The organism is Streptomyces sp. NPDC049887, assembly GCF_040656535.1.
Taxonomy (GTDB): Bacteria; Actinomycetota; Actinomycetes; order Streptomycetales; family Streptomycetaceae; genus Streptomyces.
The window spans coordinates 70,552-95,789 of record NZ_JBFAMM010000005.1 but is presented as its reverse complement, the minus strand read 5'-3'; the positions used below and the strand labels follow the sequence as shown (position 1 = coordinate 95,789).

At 71.6% G+C, this 25,238-nt stretch carries 17 protein-coding genes, 2 pseudogenes and 1 riboswitch; of the genes and pseudogenes, 8 read left to right on the top strand and 11 right to left on the bottom strand.

The window, feature by feature from the left end:
* Positions 1-160: 160 nt before the first annotated feature.
* The 4 genes from AB0J10_RS08155 to AB0J10_RS08140 form a co-directional block, all read right to left on the bottom strand.
* On the bottom strand, positions 161-994 hold the full coding sequence (locus AB0J10_RS08155; RefSeq protein ID WP_363059024.1) for an ABC transporter ATP-binding protein: 834 nt from the start codon (positions 992-994) through the stop codon (positions 161-163).
* A complete protein-coding gene (locus AB0J10_RS08150; protein ID WP_363059409.1) occupies positions 991-2,040 on the bottom strand; it encodes an iron ABC transporter permease in 1,050 nt (349 codons plus the stop codon). Before AB0J10_RS08150 ends, AB0J10_RS08155 begins: the two co-directional genes overlap by 4 nt.
* Before the next feature lie 77 nt (positions 2,041-2,117).
* Positions 2,118-3,113, bottom strand: coding sequence for an ABC transporter substrate-binding protein (locus AB0J10_RS08145; protein WP_363059022.1), 996 nt, complete (start codon positions 3,111-3,113; stop codon positions 2,118-2,120).
* A 138-nt stretch (positions 3,114-3,251) separates the two neighbouring features.
* Entirely contained in the window at positions 3,252-3,653 is a 402-nt protein-coding gene (locus AB0J10_RS08140; protein WP_363059020.1) for a (2Fe-2S) ferredoxin domain-containing protein, read from the bottom strand.
* 39 nt (positions 3,654-3,692) lie between these two features.
* Positions 3,693-3,887: riboswitch (cobalamin riboswitch) on the bottom strand.
* Between the two features lie 209 nt (positions 3,888-4,096).
* Here AB0J10_RS08140 and AB0J10_RS08135 point away from each other — a divergent pair.
* Together AB0J10_RS08135 and AB0J10_RS08130 are read left to right on the top strand one after the other, a co-directional pair.
* Entirely contained in the window at positions 4,097-5,224 is a 1,128-nt protein-coding gene (locus AB0J10_RS08135; RefSeq protein WP_363059018.1) for an SDR family oxidoreductase, read from the top strand.
* 93 nt (positions 5,225-5,317) lie between these two features.
* Complete coding sequence (locus tag AB0J10_RS08130) at positions 5,318-12,739, top strand: SDR family NAD(P)-dependent oxidoreductase (RefSeq protein WP_363059016.1); 7,422 nt, start codon at positions 5,318-5,320, stop codon at positions 12,737-12,739.
* A 76-nt stretch (positions 12,740-12,815) separates the two neighbouring features.
* Here the strand turns inward: AB0J10_RS08130 and AB0J10_RS08125 are convergent, their stop codons facing one another.
* From AB0J10_RS08125 to AB0J10_RS08105, 5 genes and pseudogenes are all read right to left on the bottom strand, one after another.
* On the bottom strand, positions 12,816-12,992 hold the full coding sequence (locus tag AB0J10_RS08125) for a hypothetical protein (protein WP_363059014.1): 177 nt from the start codon (positions 12,990-12,992) through the stop codon (positions 12,816-12,818).
* A gap of 108 nt (positions 12,993-13,100) precedes the next feature.
* A complete protein-coding gene (locus AB0J10_RS08120; protein WP_363059012.1) occupies positions 13,101-14,378 on the bottom strand; it encodes a DUF6596 domain-containing protein in 1,278 nt (425 codons plus the stop codon).
* On the bottom strand, positions 14,375-14,737 hold the full coding sequence (locus AB0J10_RS08115) for a YciI family protein (RefSeq protein WP_363059010.1): 363 nt from the start codon (positions 14,735-14,737) through the stop codon (positions 14,375-14,377). The genes AB0J10_RS08120 and AB0J10_RS08115 overlap by 4 nt, the downstream gene beginning before the upstream one ends.
* Positions 14,738-15,132: 395 nt before the next feature.
* The gene (locus AB0J10_RS08110) at positions 15,133-15,273 is read right to left on the bottom strand and encodes a hypothetical protein (protein WP_363059438.1); all 141 of its coding nucleotides are present in this window, start codon (positions 15,271-15,273) and stop codon (positions 15,133-15,135) included.
* Positions 15,272-15,597, bottom strand: a pseudogene (locus AB0J10_RS08105) (Tn3 family transposase); the annotation flags it as partial. The gene AB0J10_RS08110 and the pseudogene AB0J10_RS08105, both read right to left, overlap by 2 nt.
* Before the next feature lie 356 nt (positions 15,598-15,953).
* Here AB0J10_RS08105 and AB0J10_RS08100 point away from each other — a divergent pair.
* The 3 genes from AB0J10_RS08100 to AB0J10_RS08090 all read left to right on the top strand — a co-directional run bounded on the left by AB0J10_RS08100 (position 15,954) and on the right by AB0J10_RS08090 (position 18,675).
* Positions 15,954-17,267, top strand: a complete 1,314-nt coding sequence (locus AB0J10_RS08100; RefSeq protein WP_363059008.1) for a cyclopropane-fatty-acyl-phospholipid synthase family protein — start codon at positions 15,954-15,956, stop codon at positions 17,265-17,267.
* Between the two features lie 414 nt (positions 17,268-17,681).
* Positions 17,682-18,434, top strand: coding sequence for a serine/threonine-protein kinase (locus tag AB0J10_RS08095; RefSeq protein ID WP_363059006.1), 753 nt, complete (start codon positions 17,682-17,684; stop codon positions 18,432-18,434).
* Between the two features lie 61 nt (positions 18,435-18,495).
* A complete protein-coding gene (locus tag AB0J10_RS08090) occupies positions 18,496-18,675 on the top strand; it encodes a hypothetical protein (RefSeq protein ID WP_363059004.1) in 180 nt (59 codons plus the stop codon).
* 62 nt (positions 18,676-18,737) lie between these two features.
* Here the strand turns inward: AB0J10_RS08090 and AB0J10_RS08085 are convergent, their stop codons facing one another.
* Complete coding sequence (locus AB0J10_RS08085) at positions 18,738-18,914, bottom strand: DUF397 domain-containing protein (protein WP_363059407.1); 177 nt, start codon at positions 18,912-18,914, stop codon at positions 18,738-18,740.
* 22 nt (positions 18,915-18,936) lie between these two features.
* Positions 18,937-19,590 (bottom strand): annotated as a pseudogene (locus AB0J10_RS08080) (DUF5753 domain-containing protein); the annotation flags it as partial.
* Positions 19,591-19,693: 103 nt separating this feature from the next.
* On the opposite strand from AB0J10_RS08080, the gene AB0J10_RS08075 reads away from it, so the two are divergent.
* The 3 genes from AB0J10_RS08075 (at position 19,694) to AB0J10_RS08065 (ending at position 24,518) form a co-directional block, all read left to right on the top strand.
* A complete protein-coding gene (locus AB0J10_RS08075; protein WP_363059002.1) occupies positions 19,694-20,083 on the top strand; it encodes an ATP-binding protein in 390 nt (129 codons plus the stop codon).
* 145 nt (positions 20,084-20,228) lie between these two features.
* A complete protein-coding gene (locus AB0J10_RS08070; RefSeq protein WP_363059000.1) occupies positions 20,229-20,612 on the top strand; it encodes a hypothetical protein in 384 nt (127 codons plus the stop codon).
* 6 nt (positions 20,613-20,618) lie between these two features.
* Positions 20,619-24,518: an AAA domain-containing protein gene (locus AB0J10_RS08065; RefSeq protein WP_363058998.1), complete on the top strand. Its 3,900-nt coding sequence runs from the start codon at positions 20,619-20,621 to the stop codon at positions 24,516-24,518.
* Positions 24,519-25,238: the final 720 nt, after the last annotated feature.

The following is a 25,238-nucleotide window of genomic DNA, read 5'->3' as shown; positions in this document are numbered from 1 at the left end:
CATCCTGTTCGGCGCGGGCCGGCCACCGTCCAGCCCCCTCCGACGACACCGCCGCAGTGACCACCGCCGGCCTCTGCTGAGTCGTCGAACGAGTCATCGAGGCCGGCCGTCGGGCACCGGTGAGTGGGCACCGTCATCGGAGACCATGCCGGCGACGACGTCACCCGGCCGGGCGGGGTAGCGTGATGTGCGGTACGCCGGTCCGAGGGTGCTCGGTCACCTCGGCGTCGACGCGATAGACGTCCGCCAGCAGTTCGGTGGTGAGGACTTCCGACGGGGACCCGGTGGTCACGACGCGGCCGCCGTCCATCACGCAGATCCGGTCGCAGAACGCGGCGGCCAGGTTGAGGTCGTGGAGGGCGACGAGGGCCGTCACTCCGAGCCGGCGGACGAGGCGCAGGGTGTCGAGCTGGTGGCGTAGGTCGAGGTGGTTGGTCGGCTCGTCCAGCACCATCGTGCCCGCCCGCTGGGCGAGGGCCCGGGCGATGAGCACACGCTGTTTCTCACCCCCCGACAGCCGGGTGAAGGGGGCCTGTGCGAGGCAGGCCGCGTCGAGTTCGTCCAACGCGGCCATGATGATGGCGCGGTCGTCGGCGTCGTCCCCGTCGAAGGGCCGCTTGTGCGGGGTGCGGCCCATGGCCACGACGTCCTGGACCGAGAGCTCGAAGTCGGCTGCCGACTCCTGCAGAACGGCGGCGAGTTGGCGTGCCAGACTCTTGCCGGACATCCGCTGGACGTCCTTGCCGTCGAGCAGCACCCGTCCCGAGGTGGGGCGCAGAGCTCGGTAGACCGTGCGCAACAGGGTGGACTTGCCGGCGCCGTTGGGACCGACGAGCCCCACCACCTCGCCGCGAGCCATGTGCAGGGAGGCCCGGTCCACCAGGGCCCGTCCTTCGACGACGACCGAGACGTCCTCCAAGGCCAGGGTGCCGGGTGCCGCCGTCGCCGTCGCCGTCGTCGCGGCGTCCGCTGTGACTGCTGTCGTCCTCCTCATGCCGTCCTCCGTCGCATCAGCCACAGGAAGAAGGGACCGCCGACCAGGGCGGTGAGGATCCCCACCGGGATCTCCTCCGGGCTCATGACGGTGCGTGCCGCCAGATCGACGGCGATCAGGAAGGCCGCGCCGAGCAGCGCGGCGGCGGGCAGCGCACGGCGGTGGTCGGCGCCGACGAGCAGCCGTACCACGTGCGGCATGATCAGGCCGACGAAGCCGATCTGCCCGCTGACCGCGACGATGGTACCGATCATGACGGCGACCAGCGTGAACATCGCGGCACGGAACCGGTGCACGTCCAGACCGAGCGCCACGGCCGCCTCCTCCCCCGCCAGCAGCAGGTTGAGCGGACGGCAGGCGCCGAGCAGGACCGCCGTGCCGAGCAGGACGGCACCGACAGGGATCCACACCACCGTCCAGGTGGTGCCGCCCAGCCCGCCGAGCATCCAGCGCAGCGCCGACTGCGTCTTGTGCGGGTCGTCGGAGGTGACGATCAGAAAGCCGGCGAGCGCCGACAGCACCTCGGCCATCGCCACGCCCGCCAGCACCAGCCGTACGGTGGTCATCCGGCCGCCGGACCGGGCCAGGAAGTAGACGGCGACCAGGGCGGCGAGAGCGCCGAGGAACGCCGCCACCGGCAGTGAGAACACCCCGAACAGGGTGAGGTTGAAGACGACGACCAGCACCGCGCCGACCGAGGCGCCCGACGAGACCCCGAGCAGCATCGGGTCCGCGAGGGGATTGCGCACCAGCGCCTGCAGGGCCATCCCGCACACGGCGAGTCCCGCGCCGACGACGCCGGCCAGCAGCACACGAGGCAGCCGGACGTCGATGACGATCGTCTCGCGCACCGGTGTCCAGGACGGGTCGGCCAGTGCCGGATGCACCCGGTGCAGCAGGATGCCCCAGACCTGGTCGGCCGGCACGCTGATGGATCCGGCCGCGACCCCGGACGTGACCGTGACCACGACGAGCGCGCCGAGCAGCAGGAGCACGAGCGGGTAGGGAAGCCGCTTGCGGCCCGGGACCGTGTCCTCCCCGCCCACCGCTCTCCGGAGGCTCGCCTCCGATCCGGCGCCCGCGTCCTTCTCCTCGGTCACGCCCACTGCGTCGGTCGTGCCGCTCACTTGAAGCGATCCGGGTGGATCTGGCGGGCCAGGGACTCCACTGCTGCCGGCACCCGGACACCCAGCACCGTGGACGAGAGGGGCAGCACTGCGAACCGCTTGTTCCTGATGGCGGGTACGTCCTTCAGCGCCGGATTCGCCAGCAGGAACCTCTTCTTGTCCTCGACGGGCTGGTCGCCGTAGTCGTAGATGACGATGACCTCGGGCGCGCGCTCGGCCACCTGCTCGAACGACACGTCACCGAACGCCTTGTCCAGGTCGGCGAAGAGGTTCACCGCGCCCGCCTGCTTGATCATCTCGTTGCCGATGCCCGCCCCACCCGCGGTGAAGGCGGTCTTGTCGCCGCTGTCGTAGACGAAGAGCTTGGCCGGCGTGACTCCGGCGAGCTTGCTCTCGACCGTGTCCAGGGTGGCGTGGAGCTTCTTCAGCTCCTGATCGGCTCGTTCCGGCACACCGAAGACCTTGGCCACATTCCGGATCTCCTGGTCCATCGTGGCCATCGTCACAGGCCCGGTCGGGCACTCCTCGATGTTGAGGTAGGAGTTGATCCCGGCCTTGGACAGGGCGTCGCGGCCGCGGCCCTCCTTCTCGTCGAAGGTGCTGGCGAAACCGCCGTAGGCGAAGTCGGGTTCGGCGGCCAGCAGCGTCTCGAAGGACGGGTACTCCTCCGCGATGACCTTGATGCCGTCATACGCGTCCTGGTACTCGGGGAGGATCCTGTCGTCGAGGTAGGCCGTGCCCACCATCGTCTTCTCCAGGTCCAGCGCCAGCATGACCTCGGTCGCGTGCTGGTTCAGCGACACCGCGCGCTGCGGAGGACGCTGATAGGTCGTCTTCACACCGCAGTTGGAGATGGTGACGGGGAAGCCGTCGACGGCGGGGCCGGCTGCCCGGGCGGCGTCGTCCCGGGTGGCGCTCCCGCCACAGCCGGATATCAGCAGGGCCGCGGCGGCCATCGTCGACAGCAGGGACATCGGGCGCTTGCCCATCATGTGGTGGGTCCTCTCACCGCTGGGTGGAACCGGAACGATCCGGATGGTGGTCCGGAGGACGGCCGGGTACGCCGGCCGGCCGGTGGCTGAGTTCTGTCGGTCGGGTCGATCGGGGCGGGTCGGGTCAGTCGCCTCGCGTCAGCTGTGGAGCCGCCGCGGCGGCCGATGGCGCGGAGTCCCGGCCCGGGCGTGCCGAGGCGGGGTGAGGAGGTGGAGGTCCAGGAGGTCCGGCAGCTCCACGAGGCCCGGTGCGCCCGCCCGTACCCAGGCGGCGATGTCCCCGGTCGCAGCGGAGTTGTCGACGAGGCCGACCCAGACCGGCCGGCGGCCGGCGGCGCGCCACTCCGACGAGGGCTGCACGACGACCGCGTTCGCCTGCTCGCACACGTCGGGACACTCGGTGCCCCGGACCGGGGTGTCCCCGGCCGGACGGGCGGTCCGCTCACCGTGGTCCGCACCGGTCATCTTCGGACTGCCGCAGTCCCGGCACACCACGACCCGGCACGGCACCGATCCGCCCCGCGACACCTTCATGGGCATCACGACAAGCTCTCCTCCCCGGGGAAATCCGCCCCAGTCACATCGAGGAGGCGACCGCGTGAGTCTCCTGGCTCTCGGGTCAGTGCTCGTCCCGACCTTCCCACCCGCTTCCGGGCAGTGGTCTGTTCGGGATTCGCTCGCCGATCACAGTGGCGGGACCGCGCCGGATTCACACCGGCTTCCTCGTTCCGCCGTCGCCTTTGTCGCGGGCCATCATGGCAGAAGGAAACGTCATCCCGTACGCCCGCGAAGCAATGAGCCGTGGTGAACCGCAGCACACACCCCGCGCACGAGAGCGTTGTGCGCCGCCGCGCTCGACCACGAACCGGGGCGGCCGAAGAGCTCCCGCGAATCACGTCCTCGCGGGACGCCCGGCCTGATGGTCCTTCAATACGATTTAATGCGATTTTGCTCTTTTGATCTACATAACCCATTGTGGAGCGGTGACCGTTCTGATTACCGGTGCTACCGGCTTCGTGGGTTCACGCATCGCGCACGCGTTGCTGACGACGCGCGATCAGCGACTCGTCGCACTGGGACGCGGTGAGCTTTCGGAGCTGCGCGATCGCGTCGTCGCCGCGATCGGCCTGCACGGTGCCGTGCCCAGTGACGCTCTCCTGCGGCTGCGTTGCGTCACGGGCGATGTGACACTGCCGCGACTGGGCCTGCCGCCCGCACTGCACGCCCGGTTGGCGGGGCAGGCCGATGCCGTCTGGCACTGTGCGGGAGACATCGCTCTGGCCGGGGAGCGGGAGCGTCTCTTCCGGGTGAACACGCAGGGTACCGCCCACGTGCTCGCCTTCATGGACCAGACGGGGCCCGCATGCCGACTGGTGCATGTGAGCACCATGGCGGTCGCAGGCAGCCGGCCCGCAGGACTGGTGCTCGAAGACGATCTGACCGACGTCCACGGCTTCGTGACGCACTACGACGCGTCGAAGTACGCGGCGGAGCAACTGGTCCGCCAGTGGGCGGCCCGACGTGCGCGTCCGGCGGTGGTGCTGCGACCCGGCGTGGTGGCCAGTGACCGGCCCCTGCCGGCCAGTGCGGCCGAACACCCCCTGGCTCAGCTGGGGAAGATGGTCGAGGTCCTCGCCGAGGGTGGCGCGCCCGGTATCCCTCCGGTGGCCGAACGCCCGCCGGGGAGCGAGGTGCGCTTGCGGATCAAGGCGTCAGCCTCCGCCACCTTCAACATCGTGCCGAGCGACTACGCGACCGAGGCGATGGTCCGCATCGGGTACGACACGCCCGGCGGGGACACCGGGGTGCGCACGTACCACATCGTCCACCCCACGCCCACCCGACTGGCAGACGTGCTCCGTGCCTTCGAGGGGCATCACGCCGGTCTGCGACTGGAGTGCGTGGAGGAACTCGACCGGGCGAGCGTGGCTGAACTCTTCGTCGCCAGGCACTTGACGGGCTTTCTCAGTTACTGCCGGCTTCGACACCGATTCGACCGCACCCACGCACTGGCGGACACCCCCGGGCTGCCGGAGCCCGCGGCGGTCGATGCACGGTTCCTTCAGCGGGCACTCGGATTCGACGCCCTGCCGGCCTCTTCTCCGGGGTAGCGGTCCCCGGCGGCTGCCCCCCTCATCGCCACGGCAGCGCGAGCGTTCCGCCGTGCTTGCCTGAACATCCAAACCAGTCTGTTGGGAGCACAGTTGCCCTCGCATATGCCCTCGCTGTCCGATGACGCCATTGCCGTGGTGGGCACGGCCTGTCGTCTGCCGGGCGGGATCCACCACCTGGACGACCTGTGGGCCGTGCTGGCGGCCGGTGCCGACCTGGTCGGAGAGGTGCCGCCGGACCGCTTCTCGACCGCGGACTTCGTGGACACCAACTGGCGTCCCGGGCAGTCGTACACCGCGGCGGGCGGCTTCCTGAAGGACGTCTCCGGCTTCGACACCACCTACTTCACCGGGATCTCCCCCAGGGAGGCAGCCCAGATGGACCCCCAGCAGCGGCTGCTGCTGGAGATGGCGGTGGAGGTGCTGGACGACGCGGGCACCGATGCCGCCCGGCTGGAGGGGTCGGACACAGCGGTGTTCGTCGGCTGCTCGAGCCGGGACTACGGTGAGTTGCAGTCGATGTCACCGGAGTCGGTCAACGCGTACACGATGTCGGGGATGGCGGGCGCGGTCGTCGCCAACCGCCTGTCGCACTACTTCGACTGGCACGGACAGAGTGTCACCGTGGACACCGCCTGCTCGTCCGCACTGACCGCCTTGCACCAGGCGTGCGAGCACCTGCGCAGCGGACATGCCCGCCTCGCGGTGGCCGGGGGCATCAACGTTCTCCTCAACCCCCATCTGTACGCCGGTTTCTGCAGCGCCTCCATGCTGTCGCCGACAGGCCGGTGCCGGCCGTTCTCCGCCGAGGCGGACGGGTTCGCCCGAGCGGAGGGCGGCGGCCTCGTACTGCTGAAGCGGCTGGCCGACGCCCGGGCCGACGGAGATCGTGTCCACGCGGTGATCCTGTCCAGCGGCGCCAACAACGACGGACGCACTCCCGGCCTGGCACTGCCCAGCAGCGTCGCTCAGCAAGCGCTGCTGCGTCAGGTGTACGCGCAGGCCGGGCTGGTAGCCGACGACGTCGCGTATCTGGAAGCCCACGGCACGGGCACCCAGGCCGGGGACCCGCTGGAGGTGGAGGCCATCGGCCGTGCGCTCGGGGTCGGCCGCCACCGGGGGCCCCTGCCCATCGGTTCGGTCAAGAGCAACCTCGGGCACATGGAGGCCGCCGCCGGCATGGCGGGCCTGTTCAAGGCGATGCTGGTCCTCAGGCACCGGCAGATCCCGGCCACGCTGCATGCCGAACGACTCAACCCGGCCATCGCCTTCGACGATCTCAACGTGCACCCCGTCACTCGACCTGAGTCGCTCGACTCACCCGGAATGGCGGTCGCGGGTGTCAACTCGTTCGGCTTCGGCGGTGCCAATGCCCACGTCGTCCTGGCCGCCGCCCCGGCGGCCCCCGGCGACCGGCTGCTGCCCGGGACATCACGGTCGGCTGCTCTGCCGGTGGTGGTGTCCGCCCGGACCCCGGCGGCCCTGAAACGGGCCTGCGAGCAGATGGCGGAGCACCTGCAGTTCACCGAGGACGGTCTGTACGACATCGCCTACACCGCCACCCGGCGGCGCACGCGCCACGAGCACACCGCCTGCGTGTGGGCCGAGGACCCGTCACAGGCGGCCGACGCCCTGCTCCGGCTCGCGGGAGGCGAGACGTCCGAGGCGGCGGCGACCGCCGTACGCGCGGCACCGGGGCGTGTCGCGTTCGTGTTCGACGGCAACGGTTCGCAATGGGCGGGCATGGGCGCCGACCTGATGACGGAGCCGGTCTTCGCCGCCGCCGTCGACGAGGTCGACGCCTGCCTGCGCCCGCACCTGAGCTGGTCCGTGGCGGAGGGGCTCGCGGGAGGTTCACCCGACCTGGAGCGCACGGAGGTCGCCCAGCCCCTGCTGTTCGCCGTGCAGGTCGGCGTCGTCCGGCTGCTGGAAGCCGCCGGTATCGAGCCGGACGCCGTCGTCGGGCACAGCGTGGGTGAGATCGCCGCCGCGTACGCCGCCGGCTGCCTCGATCTGGAGCAGGCATGCCGCGTCGTGGCGGTACGCAGCCGGGCCCAGTCCGCCACCGCAGGCAGCGGGCGCATGGCGGCGGTCGGCCTGGGCGCCGACGAGGCCACCAAGGAACTGGCAGCCTTCGACGGACGACTGGAACTGGCCGGTGTCAACAGCACCACCGACGTCACCCTCGCCGGCGACCCCGTCGCGCTGGCGGAACTGGGCCGGCAACTGGCGGCGCGCGGCGTGTTCTTCCGGCTCCTGGACCTGGACTACGCCTTCCACTCCCGGCACATGGACCCCGTGCAGGGCGATGTCACCGGGCCGCTGAGCACGCTCCGGCCACGACAGGGCCGACTCGCGTTCGCCTCCACCGTCACGGGGGCCCTACTGGCGGGACAGCGGCTCGACGCCGGTTACTGGTGGCGGAACGTACGCGAACCGGTCCTGTTCGCCGACGCCGTCCGGTCCCTGGCGGATGAGGGCTGCACCCACTTCGTCGAGGTCGGCCCCCACCCCGTCCTGGCCACCTACCTGAAGCGGTTGCTGCCCGCGCGGACCGGCGCGCACGCCACACTGCGCCGCGACACCCACGGCCCCACCGCCGTGCGGCGTGCCGCCGCCGCGGTCATCGCGGCCGGCGCCCGCCCCGGCGCGCGGTGCTTCCCCCGGCCCGGCAGGGTGGTGTCCCTGCCCGGATACCCCTGGCAGCGCGAGCGGCACTGGAACGGAACACCCGACTGGTGGGCCGCGGTGCCTCAGGACAGGACGGTCGTGCATCCCCTGCTTGGCCGGCGGGCGGCTGTCGCCGAGCCGACCTGGCATCAGCAGCTCACCGGCAGCAGGCTGCCGTGGCTGGCCGACCACCAGGTCGACACGGACGTCGTCATGCCGGCCACCGCGTACCTGGAGGCCGCCCTCGCGGCGGGCCGTGCGGGTCTGGGCGCCCTGTGCGAGGTCACCGACCTCACCGTGCTCAGGCCGCTGACCCTGCCGCGCGCCGAGGACCCGACGCCCGTGTCCGTGCAGACGTCCCTGTCCGTCGAGGACGGCATCGTCCTCATCGCCTCCCGCCGGGACGCCTCCGCGACCTGGACACCGCACGCGCGCGGCCGGGTACGCCGGCTCACCGCGCCCGCTCCCGCACCGATGACCGCCCCCGAGGGGGGAACGACGGTCGACGCCGCCGTGCACTACGAGCACACCGCGCGCGCCGGCCTGCACTACGGACCCGCCTTCCAGGTCCTGACCACTCTGCGGGTGTCCGACACCTGGGTCACGGCCGCCTACGAACTCCCCGCCGCTGCCGCGGAGGACGGCCATGCTTTCGAGGCGCACCCGGTGATCAGCGACGGCGCCCTGCAGACGACCGCACCGCTCCTCGCCCCGGTCGCGGACGGCCGGGTGTTCCTGCCCACGGCCGTCGAGACCGCGCGCGTATGGCACCAGCCGCCGGCCCGCGGACTGATCCACGTCAGGCTGCGCCACCTCACCGGCTCGGACGCCGTCGTCGACGTCACCGTGAGCCGGGAGGACGGCACCGTCGCCGCCGAGCTGTCGGGCTGCCGCCTGCGCGCCGTCGCGGCCCGGGACCGGTTGCAGGAGCTGGCGACCGTGCTGCGTCACGCGCCGCTGCCCGGCCGGTCGCCGGCCCACTCCACCGTTCCGCTGCCGGGACCGGAGAGCTCGACGGCGGCCACGGCCGCGGCCCGGGCGGCCTTCGAGGCAGACCAGGCGGACGACTACCCGCGCTTCGCCGCCATGGTGAAGACCACGGCGGGGCACTATGCCGCCGCCGCCTTCGCCGCTCTGCTCCCGGGCACCGGCCCCGTCTCTCCGGGCGATCTCCTGGACGCGGGCCTGCGACCGCACTACGTCCCCTACGCGCGACTGCTCGCGGGACTCGCGGCCAAGGCCGGACTGCTCCGGCCCATCTCGGGTGAGGAGCGCTGGGAATTCACCGGTGTGCCCGCCATGCCGGAAGCCCAGATGCGGCAGTGCGCGGAGCGCTTCCCCCAGTGGATCACCGCCATCGCCCTGTTTACCCGCTGCGGAACCCATCTGGCCGAGATTCTCACCGGCCGCACCGACGCCCACGAGGTGCTGTTCAACGAGGCCGACCGCCACCTCGTGGAAGCCTTCTACACCGACACCCCGCAGATGCGCGCGCACAACCACTACGCCCGTCTCGTCATCGAGGAGGCGTTGCGCACCTGGCCGGCCGACCGCCCCCTGCGCGTGCTCGAAGTCGGCGCCGGCACCGGTGGTCTCACCACGGCGCTGCTTCCCGTGCTCCCGCCCCACCTCACGCGCTACGCCTTCACCGACGTCACGCCGGCCTTCTTTCCCCGCGCGCAGGCCCGGTTCGCCGACCACGACTACCTCGACTACCTCACCCTCGACCTGAACCGCGACCCGGCGGAGCAGGGTTTCGCGCCCGGGTCGTACGACCTGATCGTGGCCGCGAACGTGCTGCACGCCACCGCCGACCTCCGGGCCACATGTACGCGGCTGGCGCGGCTGCTCGACACCGGTGGGCAGCTGCTGGCGGTGGAGAGTCACGACGAGGAGATCCTCGGCCCCTGCTTCGGGCTGCTGCCCGAGTACTGGTCGTTCACCGACGACCAGCTGCGCACCAGCCCTCTGCTCCCACGCGCGGCATGGCCGACGCTGCTGTCCGACTGCGGCTTCGACGCCGTCGCCGATGTCGGCAGCGAACAACCGGAAGCCGCGCAGGACTACTGCCTGCTGGTCGCCCGGCGGAGCACGGCTCCCCAGGCTTGCCCTCCCGGCCCGCCTGCCCTGGGAGCGTCACCCCTGGCCGACGGCCCGTGGCTGGTCGTCACCGACACCGCCGGACAGTCCCTGGCCGACGCATTGGCCGACGGCCTCCGTGCGGCCGGGGCCCAGGTCACCGGCAGGCGTGTGCCGGACGCCTGGGACCGAGGGCTCGGCGACCTCACCGGCCGGGTGCCATCACGCGTGGTGCTGCTCTTCGGCACCGAGCAGGAGCGACCCGACGCCGATCTCGTCACGGAGGCCGCAGGCGTCGTGAAGGCCGCGGCAGCCGCCCTGGCCGCCGCCGGCCACGCCGACCCTCAGCTGTGGTTGGTCACCCCCCCGACCGGCCTGCACCCCGCGCCGGCGGACACCGGGGGCCTGCCCTGGGCCGCCGCGCTGTGGGGGGTCGGCCGGGTCGCGGCCAACGAGCACCCGACCCTGACCGTACGCCGTATCAGCCTCTCCTCCTCCGGGGAGTCGGCACAGGACGCCGCCCGACTCGTCGCGGAACTCCTCGCACCGGCCCGGTCCGGCCCGCCGGGCGAGGAGGACGAGACGGTGCTGGACACGCACGGCCGCTTCGTTCCCCGACTGCGGCCGCTCCCGCCCGCGACCCGACAGGCCGGACGCCACGACGCCTACCGGCTGCGGCTGCGCCGCCCCGGGCGCGGTCACCGGCTGACCTGGGCCCCTGCCGAGGCGGAACAGCCGGGCCCCGGCGAGGTGCTCGTCCGTGTCAAGGCCGCCGCGCTCAACTACCGCGATGTGATGCTCGCCGAAGGCCTGCTCCCGCCCGACGCCGAACCGGCCACCCCCACAGGTCCGCTGCTGGGCCTGGAGTGCGCCGGCATCGTGACCGCCACCGGACCGGACGTGACCGAGTGGTCGGTGGGCGACCGCCTGTTCGCCTTCGCCCACGGTGCGCTCTCCTCGCACGTACGGGTACGGACCGAGCAGGCCGGCCGCATGCCCGATCACATGACCTTCGAACAGGCGGCGACCCTGCCCGCTGTCTTCCTCACCGTCCAGCACTCCCTGGAGACCCTCGCCCACCTGCGTGCCGGTGAGACCGTGCTGGTCCACGGCGGCGCCGGCGGCATCGGCCTGGCCGCCCTCGCCTACGCGCGCCGCATCGGCGCCCGGGTGATCGCCACCGCCGGCACACCGGCCAAGCGGGACCTCCTTCGCACGCTCGGTGCCTGTGCGGTCTTCAACTCCCGGGACCTCTCCTTCGCCCACCAGGTTCGGGACGCGACCGCCGGCCGGGGGGTGGACGTCGTGCTGAACTCGCTGGCCGGCGAGGCCATCGCCCGCAGCCTGGAGTGCCTGACGCCAGGGGGCCGGTTCGTCGAACTGGGCAAGCGCGACATCTACGCCAACACCCCGTTGCTCCTGCGTCCGTTCCGGGACAACCTGGCCTACTACGGCGTCGACATCACCCGCCTCATCGCCGACGCACCCGATTCGGCCGCGGCCGCCTTCCGTACCGTCAGTGAGCGCGTGGCCGCCGGCGTCTACCGGGCCCTGCCCCACCAGAGTTACCCGGCTCCCCGCATCAGGGACGCGTTCAGCGCGCTGCGCCACTCGCGTCACCTGGGCAAGGTCGTCATCTCCTTCACCGACAGCTCGCCGGTCGCCGTCGACCAGCCCGATCCGGCAGTGCGGCTCGATCCCGACGCCACCTATCTGATCACCGGCGGATTGAGCGGCCTGGGTGCGGCCACGGCCCGCCACCTCGCCGACCGGGGCGCCCGTCATCTGGCTCTCGTCTCCCGGCGCGGTTGTCAGGCGCCCGAAGCCGCCGACCTGGTCGCCGGTTTGGAGAAGGCGGGCACGACCGTACGGGTGTACGCCGCCGACGTCACCGACCCCGAGGCCGTCGAGGCGGTCATCACAGAGGCGGATCAGCTCCGTCGTCCGGTACGCGGAATCGTGCACGCCGCCATGCACCTCGACGACGCGCCCCTGAGCGACCTCACCGCCGAGCGGTTCGCGAAGGTCATGGCCCCCAAGGTGCGCGGCGCCTCGGTACTCCACGACCTCACACGCGACCGCACTCTCGACTTCTTCGTCGTCCACTCCTCCGTCGCCGCCCTGATCGGCAACCAGCACCAAGCCCCCTATGCGGCCGCCAACCTCTACCTGGAAGCACTCATGCGAAAGCGCCGGGACCACGGCCGGCCGGGTCTGGCCCTGGCCTGGGGCGGCATCTCCGAGACCGGCTACGTCGCGCGGACGCGGATGGCCGACACCATCGCCCGCTCCGGCATCGGACTGATCACGCCGGCCACCGCTCTGGCCGCCTTCGACCGGCATCTGCACCGCGCGCACGGCCAGGCAGCCATCGGTGTCATGGACTGGGACCGGCTCACCGGCCTGCTTCCCGCGCTGTCCGTGGCCCGCTTCACCGCCCAGCTGGCCCACGCGGACCATCGTGCCTCCCGCGCCCAGGCCGACGACCTGCGCAAGCGCCTGAAGGCCGCCGAGAGCGACCAAGCGCGCCTCGACCTGATCACCGAGACCCTGGTCGACGCGACCGCCCACATCCTGCAGACCACCACGGACCGCGTCGACCCCACCGCGAACCTCGCTGACCTCGGCCTGGACTCGCTCATGGGCGCGGAACTCTCCGTCTCCCTCCAACAGACCTTCCACTGCGAACTGTCCATGATGGAGTTGATGGCCGCCGCGACCCTCGACGGGATCGCTCACCGCATCCACCGCACCCTGCACCACTAGCGCGACGACGAAGACCGGTGGGGCCTTTCGCACGGCGGGAGAGGCCCCCTCACCTTCACCTTCTCACCCGGGCCGGTCAGGCGGGCTCCGGACGGGACGGACAAACGCCCACGCGGGCGGCCTCGAGCGGGAAGCCACCAGTGGCACGCGGCCGGTTCTCGTACTCGCGGCGGGCCTTGCGCTGAGCCGGGACCGCAGGGACGCCCTGGGCGCCGTCGAGCGGCTGGCAGCGGGCGAGGAGCTGGGGGTTCATTGGATGCGCCGCCTGCCTGTCGTCAAGCGATCCTTTGACGACAGGCGGCGGGCCACCTCGATCGGGTGCAGCGCGCCTGCACGCCTACCCCTCCGCCGCCACGGCGCGTCATGCGCGGGCCTCCAGGCGGTGGGCGCGAGCGCTCAGGTGGCGGCGTTCGGGGGTACTGGTGGTGCGGCGGGCGGCTTCGCGGTAGGAGGCCGCGGCGGCCTGGTGTTCGCCGAGGAGTTCGAGGAGGTGAGCGCGGGTGGCGAGCAGCCGGTGGTGGCGGGCCATGCGGGTCTCTGTCTCCAGTGCCGTGATCAGGTCGATCCCCGCGGCGGGGCCGTGGACCATGGCGACGGCGACCGCGCGGTTAAGGGAGACCATCGGGTTCGGTCCGAACCGTTCCAGGATCTCGTACAGGGCGAGAATCTGGGGCCAGTCGGTGGCGTCGGTGTCCTCGGCCTCGTCGTGCACGGCCGCGATGGCCGCCTGCAACTGGTACGGGCCGACCCGGCCGCGCGGCAGGGTCCGGCTGATCAGGTCGACTCCTTCGGCGACGGCGCGGCGGTCCCACCGGCCGCGGTCCTGTTCCGCCAGCGGCACCAGTTCCCCGGAGGGGCCGGTGCGGGCGGGGCGGCGCGCGTCGGTGAGCAGCATCAGAGCGAGGAGGCCCGCGGTCTCGGTGTCGTCGGGCACCAGGCGGTGCAGCATCCGGGTGAGCCTGATCGCCTCGGTGGACAGTTCCGGTGCGGTCAGGCCGGTGTCTTCGGTACCGCCGGTGGTGGTGTACCCCTCGTTGAAGATCAGGTAGAGCACATGCCGGACCTCGGCCAGCCGCTGGGTCAGCTCGGTTCCCTCCAGCGCGGCCAGGGGAGTACCGGAGTCCCTGACGGTTCGCTTGGCCCGGCTGACGCGCTGCGCCATGGTCGCTTCGGGCACCAGGAAGGCGGCGGCGATCTGGGCGGTGGTCAGACCGCCGACCGCGCGCAGGGTCAGGGCGATCCGGCCGGCCGGTGACAGCGCGGGGTGGCAGCACAGGAACAGCAGGGCCAGCGAGTCGTCCCGGTCCGTGTCGGGCACGGTGTCGGCGGCGTGGCTGAGCAGTTCGGCCTGCGGGGTGGCCAGGGCGAGGGTGTCCTCACGGCGCCGGCGGGCGCAGTCGCTGCGGATCTGGTCGACCAGCTTGCGGGAGGCGACGGTGACCAGCCAACTCCGGGGGTTGTCCGGTACGCCGGTACCGGGCCACTGCAGGGCGGCGGCCAGCAGTGCTTCCTGGACCGCGTCCTCGCACGCGTCGAAGACGCCGTAGCGGCGCACCAGCGCGCCGAGGACCTGCGGCGCCAGCTCGCGCAGCAGGTCCTCGGCGGCGTGGTGCGGGGCGGCGTGGTGCGGGGCGCTCACACGTCCGCCGCGGACTCGTGCAGGACGGGCCACAGCTCGACCGGCTCCACGTCGGCGAACGGCATGTCCGCCGCGATCGCCTGCGCCCGCTCCAGGCTGTCGCAGTCGAGCATGTAGAAGCTGGCGATGTACTCCTTGGTCTCCAGGTACGGCCCGTCAGTGACCGCCGGGACGCCGTCCTCGCGACGCACGAGCTGGGCGTTGGCCGCGTCCGCGAGGCCGTAGGCGCCGATGAGTTCACCGCTCTCGCGGTACTTCTCGTTGAACGCCTCCTGCCTGGCGATCGCCTCCGGCCACTCCTCGGCCGGGAAGGAGTCCCACTTGGCCTGGTTGCCGTAGATCATCGCGACGTACTTCATCTCGGGTGTCCTCCCTGTTCCGCGCGCCCCGTCGGCGCGCTGTCACCCTTCAGTCGGAGCGGGAGGCGGCTCCTCGACATCCGACGACGACTTTCTTCAAAATCCTTTTTCGCACGTCCATCGAACAGCCCAAACACCGAAGCGACGCAAGCGATCAACCTACAACCCGGCTGCATACCGGAGTTGCCCCGGCGCCCTGGTGAAGAGTCGGGCTCAGTCGCGGTGCCGTCGTCGTCCTCGTCCAGCTCGGACGCGTCCGGGTCGCGCAGCGGGCGCAGGGCTCCGGCGGCGGGGACGCCGGCGGTGAAGGTGTAGCGGCCGAGCAGGTTCGGGTTGCGGTGCTTGCGGGGAGAGCCGGCCCACATCCTCGTCGCGGATCTCGTGGCCCTCGGCCTTCAGCTGGGCGACGGGGACGTGTCGATGTACTTCGTGGTCCACGGCACGATGGCGTTGAGGAGCAGGCCGAGCGCGCCGAGCTGCCTCCATCCGGCGTCCAGGCCCCGCACCAGCTCCGCCAGGTGGTCGGTGAAGGGCACGGTCCACCACGCCCTGCGGCAAGTCCGGGTTGGCGTACACCGCATTGCGCCACGCGGGCTGCGCCGGCTTGTCGTCCACCTCGCGCGGCAGCAGCGGATTGACCCCCACCTTCCGTCGCGCCGGCGCCGGAAGGCCACGCACCCCGGCCGGCACCCGCTTGCCGGCACTCGCCGCGTCCAACGCCTTCGAGTCGCCCAGCAGCGACAGGAACGGGCGCACTGTGGCGTACCGGTTCGCGAGCGCGGCCGCACGGCGGCTTCGGCCGAGTTCTCGTCCTCGGGCACCAGCGAGACCGCCGTGGCCGCCGCGGTCATCCGGGACGAGGCCCTGGACCTGTTCCAGATCCTCATGCACTGGACGGACCCAGGTCTCCGGAAAACCCGGGGAGGTCCCGCCCGACTTCTCCAAGTCCTACGTCCTTCCCGCTGGTTCACGCTGAGCCGTGATCGTGCCTATGGCGTGAAACGGTCGTTAGCCGAGCGGTGGAATCGACGCTGTGCGCCCGTGGGCGCTGGGGCGCACAGCACGACCCGACGTTCGCGGAGCCGGTCTTCGGGGCCGCGTCCACGCGTGCTTCCTGTGGACGGCCGTCCGCCACCGGAAACAGTCGATTGCATGTACGGCAGCGCGGCGGCATGGGTGCTGCCGCGCGCCATGGCCTGTCGAGTACGGAGAAACGATGACCAGAGCACGCACCACAGGGATTGCCCATCAGGTCGCTGCCTTTCTGAAGAGGATGACCGGGGACGCCGTAGAGTTCGGGATCCGGGCGTGGGACGGGAGCGTCGTGGGCGCCGAGTTGGGGTCTGCCCTGGTACTGAAGGGCCCCCACGCAGTGCGGCGAATGCTGTGGTGTCCCGGACAACTCGGTGCCGCCCGGGCGTTCGTGGCCGGGGACATCGACATCGAGGGTGACCTTGTCACTGTCATGCGGCAGTTGGGGTCCGTCCTGGGATCGTCCCGGTCGGACCTCGCGCGCGCGGCGCTGTCATCATGGCGTCTCGCCGTGAACCGGCAGGTCCTGGGACCACCGCTCCGCCCGCCGTCCGGGGAGGTTCGACCCTCCCGTGGCGCCCGGGCCGTGCGCCACCACTACGATGTCGGTGACGACTTCTACAGGCTCGTTCTCGGGTCCTCGATGGTCTACTCCAGCGGCTACTGGGGCCAGGGGGCGGGTCTGGCCGGCTTCGAACTGGACGACGCACAGAGCTCCAAACTGGAGCTGATCTGCCGCAAGCTCGACCTCCAACCGGGCATGCGGCTGCTGGACCTCGGCTGTGGATGGGGCAGCCTGCTTCTGCACGCCGCCCGGCACTACGGCGTCGATGGTGTGGGTGTGACTCTCTCGCCGAACCAGGCGCGACTCGCCACCCGGAGGATTCAGGAAGCCGGCCTGTCGGATCGCCTGCAAGTACGGCTGCAGGACTACCGCGCGCTCCCGGACGGGCCCTTCGACGCCGTGGCCAGCGTCGAGATGACTCAGCACCTGTCACGCCGCGGTCAGAGCGAACATGTCGATGCCCTGGCGCGTCTGGTCGTACCGGGCGGACGGGTCCTCAGTCACGAGTTGTGCATCCTGCAACCCGGACGACGTCTGGTGCGCAGTCCGTTCATGCTCCGTTACGCGTTCCCGGACTTCAATCCGGGTGAGATCGGCAGCAGCGTGCTGCAGGCTGAGCGGTCCGGCCTGGAAGTTCTGGACGTGGAAAACCTCCGGACGGACTTCGCTCTGACGCTCCGGGCGTGGCTGGACCGGCTGGAGATGCGGCACGAGCGGGCCGTCGAACTAGCCGGCCGCGAGACGGTGGCCGTCTGGCGGTTGCTCTTCGCCGTCGGCCTGCTGTCCTATGAGGCGGGTCTTCTGAACCTGCAGCACATGGTCTGCGTCCGCCCGCACCCGGTCAAGAGGCGGATCTTCACGCCCCAGCCGGGCTCCTATCGACGTCCCGTCCCGTCCACGACGGGAGTGTCGGAGAGAGTACCGGTCGATTGAGGCGGGCCCCACGCGGGAGGGACGAGGTCGCCGCCCCAGTGCGCCCATCACCACGAATGGTTGGTGACCCTCCGCTGTCGATGGGTGGGACGGGCTGTCGTACGGTCCGGAACCAGTACCCCGACTCCCCGTCCCCCTGGAGCCTGACAACGTCATGAGGAGGTGTCGCCGGGCTCGGCTTGTGCCGTCGGAGACGCTCTTCCGAGGTCCGGCCACCGGCCCGGGCCCGGCCACTGCGGGAGGGCAGCGCGATCTCCACCGTAGAGGGCGGCACCGACATCACGGGCCCTGTCACGGAAGAGGGGTGTGCGCCCCGGTCTGCCGGGGAATGGGCGGTGACCGGCCTCCCGCGGGCACGGGCGGTGGTCTAGCGTGACCGGGGGACACCGGTTCCGCCCGATTGTGAGGACCTTCGTGCACATCGCGCCCCTCAGCCCCGACGACCCTTCCGAGCTGGACGGATACGAGCTGCTCGGCCGGATCGGGCAGGGCGGGATGGGCCAGGTGTACCTGGGCGAGTCGCCCGGCGGGGAACCGGCCGCCGTGAAGGTGATCAAGCCGTCCGTGGTCGACTCCGAGACGCGGACGCGGTTCGCTCAGGAGGTGGAGATCCTCAAGACGATCTGGGGTGCCCGGATCGCCGCTCTCCTGGACGCCGACCCGGACGCCGAGCGCCCGTGGCTGGCGACCGAGTACGTCGAGGGGCTCGACCTGAGCCGGCACGTGGCCGCCCACGGCCCGCTCCCCGCGCTGCTGACGGCGGCGCTGGGCGCGACGCTGGCCGAGGCCCTGGCCACCGTGCACCGGCAGGGTCTGCTGCACCGTGACCTGAAGCCGGCCAACGTGCTGCTCGGCCCGAACGGACCGAAGGTGATCGACTTCGGGCTCGCGGTGTTCGCCGAGTCGAGCGTGTCGCTGACCGCGCCGCACACGGTCGTCGGCACCCCTTCCTGCATGCCGCCCGAGCAGGCGAACGGTGAGAAGCCCCTGACACCGGCGGTCGACGTGTACGCGCTGGTCGCCGTCCTGCTGTTCGCCGCCTCGGGCCACGCCCCCTACCGTGTGGCTCGGGATCACCGCAGACCAGCTCGCCGCCATCTTCAAGTCGCGCTACCCCCAGTTGTACGACTACGAGGCCGCAACCTGGTTCGATGCCAACGGACGTAAGATCGCCGCCGATTTCAACACCTACGGCTACTGTCAGACCAAGCAGGACTACCTCGACCTCATGGCCCACCTGGCAGACCCGGAGCGCACCCCGCCCCCCGAGGGCTACGAGGGTCCCTTCTACAAAGCCGACCGCGAAGCAGAGATGCGAGCGGCGCACGCCCACTTCCAAGCGCGGCTGGACGCCGAGATCGCCGCGGGCCACTGGACCCCGCCCGCCCGCGAGAAGGCGAAGGCGTAGTCGGCCAACGCGGCCTGACACAGGTCTGTCCCCGGTGCACTACCCGGGGGCAGACCTGTCGCCTACTGCGCAGCGAAGCCGACGAACGCCGCCCAGGCGGAAGCAGCGACCGAGAGAGCAGGTCGGCTTGTGTCCTTGGAGTCACGGACACGAACGACGTGGGCGCAGTCGGCGACCTCGACGCACTCTCCCCCAGCCCCACCACTGTAGCTGCTCTTACGCCAGCGCAGTTCGCCCACCGCACTCAGGGTCTCGTTCACTTCACACCTCTCCAAGCAGCTTCTCAACGAAGGCCATTGACTCGCGCGGAGTGAGAGCCTGCGCACGGATGATGCCGTACCGCGACGCGATTCCCTGGACCTCCCGCCCGTCGCTGACCATTGTGCTGCGTCCCTGCGCTTCCAGGTAAGCCACTTGATCGCCACCAGCGCGGTACAACAAGGTGAACGGCCCGTCCACGCCTGCGTTGTCCTCACGGTCGAGCGGCATGATCTGAACCTCGACGTTCCGGTACGCGCCGACCAACATCAACTGCTCCAACTGACCACGCATGACCGGCCAGCCCCCCAACGGCCGACGCACAACCGCCTCGTCGATGACGAAGCTCAGCAGAGGGGCCGGCCTGCGCTCGAAGACACTCCGGCGCGCGAGACGGGCCACGACCCGCTGCTCCAAGGTCTCCTCGTCCAGCAACGGACGCCACATGCCGAACACCGCCCGCATGTACTCCTCCGTCTGAATCAGTCCGGGCACCGCCTGGTTCGCGTACACATGCAGCTCAACCGCCTCCCCCTCCAACCTCGCCGCATCCCGGAAGAACGCCGGATACTGCGCCCGAGCCACCTCCTCCTTCATCTCCTGGAGGACCCCGCCCGCGTCCAGCACCTCGTCCGCCCGGTCGATGAACCTCGGCGGACCGCACCGGCAGCGTGGGCCATATGAACAGCCGAATCTCCACCGCCCGGGTGCACACCCCGGGCGCCGAGGCCGAAACCGCCCACCCCTGCACGAGTTCGCGATGGCGTTCACCTCCTCCCCGCGCGGCGCCCGCCTGGCCCGCAGACTGGTCTCGCACCGGCTCGAGGCGTGGGGGCACCCGTACGGCGGCCAGGTCAACGACACGCTCACGCTGATCACCGCCGAGCTGGCCGCCAACGCCGTCCGGCACGGGCACGTCGCCGGACGGGACTTCCACGTCCGGCTCACCCGCACCACCGGCACCGTGCGCGTCGAAGTCACCGACACCCGGACCGAACGCGTGCCCGTGCTCTCCGACGCGGAACCGCCGGGCGACGCGGAGTCCGGGCGGGGTCTGCTGATCGTCGCGGGACTGGCGACCCGCTGGGCCGTGGCGCCGCGCGACGGCGCGCCGGGCAAGACGGTGTGGGCCGAACTGTGCCTGGCATGAGACGCACACGTCCCGGCCATCGGTAACCGTGTTCACGCCAACGCCGAGGCGGGCACAGCGCATTGGGCGGTCGGTGTCAGTGGCGGACGCTAGTGTCGTGCGCCCGGCAAGGAGCCGGTGAACTCACGGGGAGCACGAGAACACCATGCACGACAACCACAGCGGATACCGGATCTCCGTCGTCGACGAGGACCCGCTGCGCGCCCGCAAGGACGCACGCGAACTGCTCGCCGCGCTCGCCGAGGCGGACTCCACGGCCAGGATGGACCTGCCCGAACCGGGCAGCCTGGCGGGGGTCGGCGACAAGGGCGGGCCGTCCGCCGAGACCGTCGGGCTGCTGCTGAGCGCCGGGTCGTTCGTCGCCGCGCTGGTGCAGGTGTGGCTGGCGCGGATCCCTCAGCGCACCGTCGTGGTCCAGCGGCCCGACGGGGCGGTCCTGCGCATCACCGGCAAGGAGGCCCGCGAGGACGACACGCTGGTCGAGCGGTTCCTCGCGGACGACGGCGACGACGGCACGGCGGCGGGCTGAGCGGCGATGACCGACAACGACCGCCACGCGTTACTCGTCGGCGTCTCCACGTACGACAGCGAGGCGTACCAGAACCTCTCGGCCGTGCGGGCCGACCTGCACTACATGCGGGCCGTGCTGGAGAACACCGAGATCGGCATGTACAACGAGTGCGCGGCGGCCGCCGAGCCGACGCGCGCGGAGATGCTGCACGCCGTCGAGGCGTTCCTGGAGGCCCGGCAGCCCAGCGAGACCGCGCTGCTCTACTTCAGCGGGCACGGCGAGTACTGCGAGCAGGACGGCCAGCTGTACTTCCTGACCCGCGACACCGACCCCGCCGACCTGCCGGGCACGGCGGTACCGGCGGAGTTCCTGGAGCGGATGCTCCAGTCCTGCCGGGCCGCCTCCAAGCTCGTCCTGCTGGACTGCTGCTCCAGCGGTTCCGTCGTCCAGGGCTGGACCGCCAAGGGCCCGGGGGAGCCGGACCGGCCCGCGCCGAGCACCCTGCTGAAGCCGACCGGCGTGTACTTCATCACCGCGTCCGACGCCCTCCAGGCGGCCTCCGCGATGGCGCCGCCCGGGTCGGGCCTCGGCACCTCCCGGTTCACCGGGGAGATCGTCGAAGGGCTGCGCAACGGCCGGATCAAGGACGGCGGCTGGATCACCCCGGACGACCTCTTCGACTACCTGACCGCCCAGATGGCCCGCGACGGCGTCCCGGAGGAGCAGCGGCCCACCAAGTCGACCATCAGGGCCACCCGGAGCCTCCCCTTCGCCCGGTCGGTGGCCCGGCCCGTACGCCTGCCCGCGCTCCCCCACGACGCCACCGACGCCGCCCGGCGCTCCCCCGCGCTGCTGAAGGCCCGGGAACTGGCCGAGGCGGACGAACGCGACGGCGTCGACCCGCAGCGGCTGCTGCGGTACTACGCGGACTGCCTCACCGCGCAGGCGGCGGCCGGAATGCGGCCCGACCGGGACGCCGGCCGCGACAAGAAGTACTTCCTGCTGGCCCAGGGCGAGGAGACCATCCAGTCGGGCCGCGGACCGCACATCGTCGCGCCCGGGTCCCTGCCCCGGCCCCAGGACGGGCGGGCCGGGTCGGACGGCGGGGCAGGGACGCGGCAGGAGTACTGGTACGGGTATCCGGCGATCACGCTCCCCTCGCGGGACGGCGGCCGGGGGCGGCGCGCGACGGTCGAGCTGGCGCCGCTGCTCATCCAGCAGATGGAGCTGGCGCCGGACGAGAACGGCCGGGACCTGCTCAGGCCCAGCGGCGTGCCGTCCCTGCACACCGGGGTCGTCTCGGAACTCCTGGACGCGGGCGACGCCGCCGACCTGGTCACCCGCTGGCAGCCGGCCTGGCAGGAGGGCAACGACGCCCAGATGCTGCGCGCCGTCCGGGAGTTGCTGGAGGAGCTGGGGCTGCCGGAACTCGAACCGCTGGACCCGTCCGCGCTCAGCGACCGCACGGTCATGCAGGCGCTGCGGCCCGGCGCGCACAACGCGGCCGTGCTGCTGGTGCCGTCCGGTGCTGAGGCCATGGCCACCCAGGCACTCGTGGACAACCTGCTGGAGATCTCCACGCGGACCGCGCAGATCCCCGGCACCGCCCTGAACGCGCTGCTGGACGGCGGGGCCCGGCAGGCACCCGCCACGACGGGGGCCTCGGCGAACCCGGTGACCCCCGTCGCCCCGGGGCCGTGCAACGAGAGCCAGGAACAGGTGATCACCTCGGCGATGAGCCGGCCGCTGACGGTGGCGACGGGGCCGCCCGGCACCGGCAAGAGCGAGGTCGTCACGGCGGTCGTCACCACCTGTGTCGCCGCGGGACAGTCGGTGCTGGTCGCCTCCACCAACAACGAGGCCGTGAACGTCGTCGCCGAGCGCTGCGACGACATCGCGCCCGGCCTGCTGATGCGGACGGGCAACGCGGAAGCGCTGGAGCGGGAGGCGTCCAAGCTGGAACGGCTGCTCGCCGAAGCGGTTCGGGCGCCGCGACGCGGATCGGCCACCGTCGGCGGCGAACTGCGCAACACCCGGGATACGGCCGACCGGCTGCGGACGGAAGCGGCACACCGCGTCGGTGAGGAGACGCGGCTGCTGGAACTGCTCGGCGACCGGGAGGAGCGGGCGGCCGAACTGGAGCTGCCCCTGCCCCTCCTCGAAGGGGTTTGGGCGGCGGACACGGACGGCCTGGCAGCCTTGGGCCGGTGGGCGGACCGGGCCCGGAAGACGGCCGGGGCCCGCTGGTGGCAGCTGGGCACATGGCGGCGTGACCGTGCGCTCGCCGCACTGGTCTCGGGGGACCCGGAGCAGCCCGAGGGGGCCGGACCCGCGTGGCCGGAGTGGGCGGCGGCACGACCGGTGCCGCCCGGGTTGCTGGAGTCCCTGGCCGACGCCGTGACCGTGGAGCGGGAGGTGCGCCAACTCGTCCGCGGGCAGAGGGACTGGGACGAGGACGGACTCAAGGCGTCCCGGTCGGCGACGGCGGAGGCGCTGTCCGGCCTGGCGGCGGAACTGTCCCGCGCGCTGTCCGCCGAGACCCTCGACCGGGCCGCCGGGCTCATGAACCAGCGGCTCCAGGCGCTCCGCCGCCGCTCCGGCTACCAGCGCAGCCAGAAGAACCTGATGACGCAGATCAAGGGATGGGCCGTCAGCACCCACTCGGTGCGGCAGCTGGAACTCACCCCGAAGCTGTTCGACCTCGTCGTCATCGACGAGGCCAGCCAGTGCTCCATCCCCTCGGTGCTGCCGCTGCTGTTCCGGGCCCGGCGGGCACTGATCATCGGTGACCCCATGCAGCTCGGGCACATCCCCGGAGTGTCACCGCAGCAGGAAGGGCAGGCACGGACGCGGGCAGGGCTGAGCGCCGCGCAACTGGAACACCACCGCCTCACCTACCACGTGTACTCCTCGTACCACGCGGCCGAACAGCACGGCGAGGGCGCGCTGCTCCTCGACGAGCACTACCGCTGCCATCCGCGGATCGCGGACGTCGTCAACAGCCACTGCTACGGCGGCCGGTTGCGGGTGCTGACCGACGTGCGGCGGCAGGTGCCGGGACACGACCCGGTGGGAGCGGCCGACCCGGCACCGGTGCTCGGCTGGGTCGACGTACCGTCCGGGGCGTCGGCGCGTGGCGGCGACGGGCGGTCCTGGCGGAACGCGGCGGAGGCGGAGGCCGTGCGGCGCGTGGTCGACGGACTGCTGGCGGGACTTCCGGCGGACGCGACGGTGGGGGTGGTCACGCCGTTCCGGGCGCAGAAGGAGACACTGGCCCGGATCTGGCGGGACGACGACCGGGTCCGGGTCGGCACCGTCCACACCTTCCAGGGCGGACAGCGTGACGTGATGGTGCTCAGCCCGGTGGCCGCGCACAACACACCGCCCCGGACCACACACTGGGTCGCGAGCCAGGTCAACCTGTGGAACGTGGCGGTCACCCGGGCCAAGTCGCAGCTGGTCACCGTGGGCTGCCACGCCTTCTGGCAGGAGCAGAGCGGGCTGCCGGCCCTCCTCGCCGCGCGCTCGGCACCGCTGGGAGCGGGCGACGGCGGCACCGCGGCCGAGGCCGGCCCGCCCGGTCCGGTGAGCGAGGCGCGCGAGGACCTCGCCGACCGCCTGCAGCGGTACCTGACGGGACGGGGCGTCACCGATCTGGAGCGGGCCGTGCCGGTGGGCGGGCACCCCGTGGACCTGCTGTTCACCGACGCCGGCCGGAACACGGCGGTGCTGATCGACCCCGGACCGAGGGCCGGCGAAGATCCCGCACGGCACCTCCGGCTCACCCACGCGCGAGGCGACCTGCTCGCCGGACTGCCCTCCGGGGGCCACGGCGCCAAGCCCGGCCCGGTGAGCCGGACGGTGCGGGTGCCCGCCTGGCGGATCATGGCGGGCGAGACCGCGCTTGCACCGCTGTTCGACTGAGAATGCGGTACGTGATCTTCCGTACGGCAAGCAGTACGGCTGGTCGCCGTGCTGTTCGGATATCCGCCCTCCGCGCCTGGTTACTACTGGTGGGCCATGATCCTGGAAGAGACTGTCACGGCAACCCACTGGGCAGTGACCGCAGCTGCCTTCACCCTGGCCGCCGCGCATTACACATTCACTCCCGTCGTGCTGGGGCACGTCGGGCGCTTCAATCGAACTCGCCGCCCCGCACACTGCGACACCCAAGCCCAGTGAACCCACAGGGCCGCGCGAGGAAAGAGCCCGGTGACCGGTGAATCCTACGAAAGGCACCTATGCAGCAGCAGGTATGGACCATCGCCGCCGCGCTTGTCATCGCGAACATCATCGGATTCGGGGCAGCGCTGCTCTTCAAGAAGCTGCACAGGATCCGTACCTGCCGCCGGGGATGAGGTGTCTCACGCCGGAAAGCACGAAGTGAGAGTTCGCGGACCAGCTGGCCGCCTGGCGGAACAGATAGGCGCCACCGCCCGCCCGGGGAGCCCGGTGCCCCGGTCCACCGCCGACGGGGACTGTCCGCCGGCCCCCATACGGTGGTATCCGATCACCAGCACACCCGCATCGCAAGGGGGAGCTCATGCCGCCAGGACCGCGCCTGTCCCATAACCCTTCCTGCAGGCGCCCAGAGCGTCAAACGAGCGTCCGCCCCACTCAGTGGACGTTAAGTCCGTTTCTGGT